Below are 6174 nucleotides of genomic sequence, written 5' to 3'. Positions count from 1 at the left end.
GCCGTCGTCGACCCAAAAATCCAACCGCTTCCCGACGCCCGCGACACCACACCAGCCCAGGGGAGGTGAGCAATTACCCGATTTGTGATCGTCTGTGCATTATTGTTGATGAACGTCAGCCCGATGACCGAAACGCCTGCAACGAAAATCAAGATGAGCAGAAGTCCCACGACAAAGATCGTGATCCTCGTGCTCACGGAGCCGATCCCTCGCCTCATCACAACAGCTTCGACGTTTCTCAATCGATCATCGCCAGTCAGGAGTTTATGCAGGCTCGCCACCGACACCACCGGATGATGCATAATGCACGAAAACGAAACGTGACGACGAGTTGAGCTGAGGCAGATTAACCCACGGCAGGGTTAAGCGGGCCATAATGACGATTGGGTCTCCGGTGCCCGTCTTCTGAAAAAGTAGGGGCATGGTCGGCTGGCATCGCGCGCGATGGCGTCCGCGTTCTGGGCGTCGCCTCGGCGAGGTGTGAGAAGGCGGAGACGGCCGCCGTACACGCAAGAATGTCGCCCTTCAGACCGGCCAACTTATTAACGGTTTGCTGGGCCGAAGCAGCGCTAGGCGGGGTAGACGCGCGGTGGCGGCCAGTTGTCCAGCCCGCTGGCGTTCGCGGGCATGTCGGAATCAGTTCAATGAGGTTCGGACGCGCTTAGCGACGTCGCGCACGACCGGACCGGCTCGATCTGCCACTCGGCGACAGAGCGGTGCACCAGCGGGCTGACTACAGACGCACGCAAAGTTAGGGCGCCCGTCCGTCATTAACTCTGACCAGCCAAGCGAAAAGTCCGAACGTCTGTCGCGGAGCAGGCCTTGATGGGCGCCGAACGGCCTGGATTGGTCAGATCTAGCCGATCAACGTTATTGGGAGGCGGGATGAGAGATGTGATACGGGATCCGCTGGACCAGACTGGTACCTTCTGCCCTTGCCGAAACCCGAGGTGGTCCAGCGGATCTCGTATGACAGGGCAGCACCCGGCGCCGCGTCCTGGATCTCGCCTCTAATTGTTAACGAGCTTGCCTTAACCACGATGGCACGACCTTACCATTTCGCCAGACGGCAGGCTGAGACACGATGGGCTTTCCGGTCCGACATCCAGAGACGCTGAGCCATGACCTGCTCGCATTGGCGTTCGAGTCGAGCGACGACTGCATCAAGATGCTCTCGGCTGACGGGACCCTGCTGCTGTTAAACGCGGGCGGTGCCGCCGCCATGGGTTTCGAGGGTCCGACCGTTCCCGTAGGACAGAACTGGATCGAGTTCTGGCACGGCGAGGAGCGCGAGGCGGCCCGCGAAGCGCTCGCGGAAGCGGTGAACGGGCGCCGCAGCACGCTGCGAGGCTATCTCCCGACGGCCACGGGCCTGCCGCGATGGTGGGAAAGCAGTCTGGTGTCGTTGCCGATCGCCGCAGGTGAGCCGCCGCGCGTCCTCGTCATCTCCCGCGACGTGACGGGACGGCGGGAGGCGGAACGCGCCAAGCGCCGCTCCGAGAGGCTGTACGGGACGCTGGTCGAGGCGACGTCCAATATCGTCTGGACCCGTGACCTCGAGACCGGGGATTGCGACAGCCGTGGCTGGACCGAGTTCACCGGGTCCCTACACGACCCTGCCAGCTTCGAGGACTGGTTGGAGGCCATCCATCCCGAAGACCGGGAGGAGGCGCGCCGGACCTCCCGTGCCGCTCTGCGGGACGGCCGAGCGCTCACCATCGAGTACCGCCTGCGTTCTAAGGTGGGGGGCTGGCGTTGGGTCGAGGACCGCTCCGCACCCGTGACGGACGACGATGGCGCGGCGATCGCCTGGGTTGGGGTGGTCACCGACGTCCATAATCGCAGGGCCGCAGCGCAGAAGCTGCGGGACGAGGGCACGAAATTGCGGCTCGCGCTGGAGTCGGCATCGCTCGGAACCTGGGACGTCGACCTCTCGACGGGGAGGTGTGGGATGTCGGTCGAGGCTAGAAGCATGCTCGGCCTCGCGGACGAGGTGGCCGGATGCAGCTTCATCGACGTCCTCCACCCCGAAGATCGGGACGCCGTCCTCGAACGCTACCACGACAACATCGCGGAGGAGGCGGGGATGACCCTGACGACCTTCCGCATCGTCCGTCCGGACACCGGGGAGACACGCTGGATCACATCGAGGGGACGTGCCGTGCTCGACCACGAAGGGCGCCCCGTCGGCAGAGTGGGCACGTTCGAGGACTTCACGGACCGCAAGCAGACGAGGGACACGCTCCGCTCCACGCTGCGCCGTTATCAGGCGCTCCTTGACGCCACATCGGTGATCGTCTGGCACTCCGACGCGGCCCAGGTGAGCGGCGATCGCCAGGGCTGGGCGGAGTTCACGGGAATTTCCGCCCCGGCGGTGGGCGACGCTTGGCTGGACGCGATCCATCCCGATGACCGCGCGCGCGTGAAGTCGAGGCGTGATCGAGCATGCGCCGCGGGAGAATCCTATCTGAACGAATATCGCCTCTGCCACATCGAAGGCGGCCATCGTTGGGTGAGGGACGACGTCGTACCGCTCCGGTCGGACGACGGTCCGGTCGACGGCTGGGTCGGCATCATCTCCGACATTCACGAGCGCCGGACCGCCGAACAGGCGCTCCAAGCCAGCGAGGAAAGGTTGAGGCTGGCCAGCGAGGTGGCCGGCCTCGGCACCTACGACGTCGACCTTGTGACCGGGCATCGTGAATGGTCGCCCGAGTTCCACGACCTGATCCGCGTCCCTCGAAACGTCCGTCCCGAAAGGCGCCTCTTTATCGACGCGGTGCACATCGACGACCGCGGCCGACTGCTCGACGATCGGCTGCTCACGGAGGAGGTCCACGGCGGCTTGCGGGTGAGCACCTTCCGCCTCCGGTCCGATACCGGCGAGGTGCGCTGGGTGGAGGACCGCGAACGCCTCATTTTCGATGGGGAGGGTCGGCCGGCCCGGCGCATCGGCACGATGCAGGACGTCACGGACCGCAAGCGGGTTGAGCACGAACTGTGGCTGGCTGCCCACGCCGACGCGCTGACGGGACTGGCCAATCGTACGCTGTTCCAGGCTCGCGTCGAGGAAGCCGTGACGCGGGCCGATCGCCACCGAGTCGAGGCCTGCGTCCTAATCGTCGACATCGACCGGTTCAAGGAGATCAATGACACGATGGGGCACGACGCGGGGGACGCCGTGCTGCTGGCCATTGCGGACAGGCTCCGGCGCTGCTGCCCCGCGGACGCCACCGTGGCGCGCCTGGGCGGCGACGAGTTCGGCGTCGTCATGTCCAGCGAACGGGACATCGCCGCGCCCGACGTCGTGGGCGAGGACATCCTGTCGGCCCTGCGCCGGCCGGTGATGCACGGCGGACGGGAGATCGAGTGCTCCGGCAGCGTCGGTTGGTCCGCCTACCCCCGCCATGACGGCGACGCCAAGGCGCTGCTGAAGAACTCCGACGTGGCGCTCTACGCGGCGAAGAAGGCGGGTCGGAACCGCGTGGCGTCGTTCGACGCCGGCATGCGTGATGATTTCGAGCGCCGCGTCACTGTGCTCCGCTCGGCCAAGGACGCTCTCGCCCGGGATGCGGTGCTGCCCTTCTACCAGCCCAAGGTGTCGCTCCGGACGGGGCGGGTAGTCGGCTTCGAGGCACTCCTGCGGTGGAGGGACCCGTCCGGTCTGCGTTCCCCTGCGGATCTGTGGGAGGCGTTCGCCGATCCCGATCTCGCCTGCCGTCTCGGGTCACGCATGCTGCGCTGCGTCGTCGAGGACATGCGCGGTTGGACGGAGCGGGGCGTGCCCTTCGGCCACGTCGCGCTGAACGCGGGGGCGCCCGAACTCCATCGCCACGGCTTCGCGGACGGCGTGCTGCAGGCCTTGGCGGGCGCCGGTCTCGGCACGAACTGCCTCGAGATCGAGGTGACGGAGGGCGTCCTTCTGGACGATGCGACGACTGCGGTCACCAAGGCTCTGAAGCACCTGGACGACGCCGGGGTGGCGATCGCGCTCGACGACTTCGGAACGGGCTACGCGTCGCTGTCCCACCTGAGACGCTTCCCCGTGTCGTGGCTGAAGATCGACCGCTCGTTCGTCTCCAACATGGAAACGGACAACGACTCACGAGCCATTATCCGGGCCGTGATCGGCCTCGCTCACAGCTTGGGTTTGAAGGCAGTGGCGGAAGGCGTGGAGACGCCGTCGCAGATGGACTTTCTGGCCGACATCGGCTGCGATCTCGCGCAGGGTTATCTCCTCGCTAAGCCGATGGCTTCGGCTACCCTGTCCACCTTCCTCGCCGGATGGAAGGGACTCCGCGGCCCTGGCCGGTGACGACGCACGACGAGACCTCGCTTGGCGGAAGCCGCCCATACGGGTCCGACTCGGAAGAGCCTTGCCGATCCATGCTCGGAGGACTCACTCGATCCGAGCCGCTTCGAACAACGGCGAAGCAGGGTGGATTGCGGTCCGACCGGTTTCGATAGAGGTCCAGGCGAGAGCGGACGTTCAGGTCGGAGCCATATCAGTGAGCTTCGATCGGTCCGGTCGCTCTTTGCGGCTTCTTCAGGAGCGGGATGGCGGCGAGGCTGACGATGAGCCCGACTGCGATGATCCAGAAGGCGTCGCTGTAGGCCATGACGTAAGCCTCGCGCCGCGCCTGGGACGCGATCAACCCGAGCGCTTGAGCCTGTGCTGCGATGGGGTCGACCACGTGGGCCTGCATCGCATGTGTCATGACGGCGAGGCGAGACTGAGTGAGCACGGCGTTGCGCGTCATGGCCTCGGCCAGCACCGAGAAATGCATGTGCTCGCGCCGATCGATCATCGTCGACAGCATGGCGATGCCGATCGAGCCACCGAGATTGCGCATCATGTTGGATAAGGCGGAGGCGTCGGCGGTGTCGCGCGGCGCGAGGCCCGCCGTCGACATCTGCGACAGTGGCACGGTGAACAGCGGCTGGCCGGCGGCGCGCAGCAGCTGCGGCAGGATCAGTTGGTCCATGCCGACGTCGTGGGTGAGGCCGACGTTGATGAAGCAGCTCAGCGCGAAGAGAAGCGTGCCGGCCACCACCAGCAGCCGCGGGTCGAAGCGCTTCATCAGCAGCGGCATGGCGGGGAAGAGCACGAGCTGAGGCAACCCGCTCCACATCACGACATAGCCGATCTGCTCGGCGTTGTAGCCCTGGATCTGGGCGCAATAGACCGGGATGACGTAGATCGAGCCGAACGACACGGCGCCCAGCACCGTCATCAACAGGCAGCCGCCGCCGACCGAGCGGTTCTTGAGCACGCGCAGGTTGATGAAGGGCCGCTCCGCCATGAGCTCGCGCAGGATGAAGCCGCCGATGCCGACCACGGCCAGCGCGGCGCCCTCGACGATGATCGGCGAGCCGAACCAGTCCTTGCGCTGCCCTTCCTCCAGCACGAAGGTCAGCGCCGGCAGGCCCGTCGCCATCAGGCTGATGCCGAGCCAGTCGCCCTTCGCCAGCTCGCCGAGCTTCAACGGCGCGGGATCGAGCGCGTAGAGCTGCAGCGCCAGGGCGAGGGGGCCGGGTACGAGGTTCAGGTAGAAGATGTAGTGCCAGGACAGGTTGTCGGTCAGCCAGCCGCCGACCGTCGGGCCGATGGCGGGCGCGAAGGTGGCGGTGAGGCCGAAGAAGGCGATGCCGACCGCCTGCTGGGACTTCGGCAGGCGCGTCCGCACGATGGTGATGGCGGTGGGGATGAGCACGCCGCCGGTGAAGCCCTGGCCGGCGCGGAACAGGATCATCTCTGGCAGGCTCGTCGACAGCGCGCAGGCGACCGAGAAGCCGATGAACAGGCCCGTGTTGACCGCGAGGTAGCGCCGCAGGCCGAAGACCGAGCCGAGCCAGCCCGTCAGCGGGATCACGATGATCTCCGCCATCAGGTAGGCGGTGGAGATCCAGCTGCCCTCGTCCGAGGAAGCGCCGAGCGCGCCCTCGATGTCGCTGAGCGACGAATTGGTGATCTGGATGTCCAGGATGGCCGTGAAGGCGCCGAGGATCGCCGCCGCGACGGCGAGCCACTGGCGCAGCGAGGCCTTCTCGGTGTCTGGATGCATGGTGAGGCGCCCCGCTCAGCGTGTCGCGGCCAAGCCGACGAGGGTGCGGCTCGGCCGCGCGTCGCCCCGCGTTTCGACCGTGGCCTCGACCGACAGGCCCGGCCGCAGG

General features: G+C 66.5%; 3 protein-coding genes. 1 reads left to right on the top strand and 2 read right to left on the bottom strand.

The features are described from left to right. A partial coding sequence (locus tag D3273_RS28940) for a hypothetical protein (RefSeq protein WP_207210921.1) occupies nucleotides 1–197 on the bottom strand: 197 nt, incomplete at its 3' end. Nucleotides 198–1084: 887 nt separating this feature from the next. Between D3273_RS28940 and D3273_RS26975 the strand changes: the two genes are divergently transcribed. Then, a complete protein-coding gene (locus D3273_RS26975; RefSeq protein WP_129230036.1) occupies nucleotides 1085–4315 on the top strand; it encodes a sensor domain-containing protein in 3231 nt (1076 codons plus the stop codon). 190 nt (nucleotides 4316–4505) lie between these two features. Here the strand turns inward: D3273_RS26975 and D3273_RS26970 are convergent, their stop codons facing one another. Next, a complete protein-coding gene (locus D3273_RS26970; protein ID WP_129230035.1) occupies nucleotides 4506–6065 on the bottom strand; it encodes an MDR family MFS transporter in 1560 nt (519 codons plus the stop codon). Nucleotides 6066–6174 lie beyond the last annotated feature (109 nt).

Source organism: Lichenibacterium minor, assembly GCF_004137685.1.
GTDB classification, from domain to species: domain Bacteria; phylum Pseudomonadota; class Alphaproteobacteria; order Rhizobiales; family Beijerinckiaceae; genus Lichenihabitans; species Lichenihabitans minor.
Note: the sequence above shows the minus strand (reverse complement) of the source record. Positions and strands in the feature narration are given on the sequence as shown.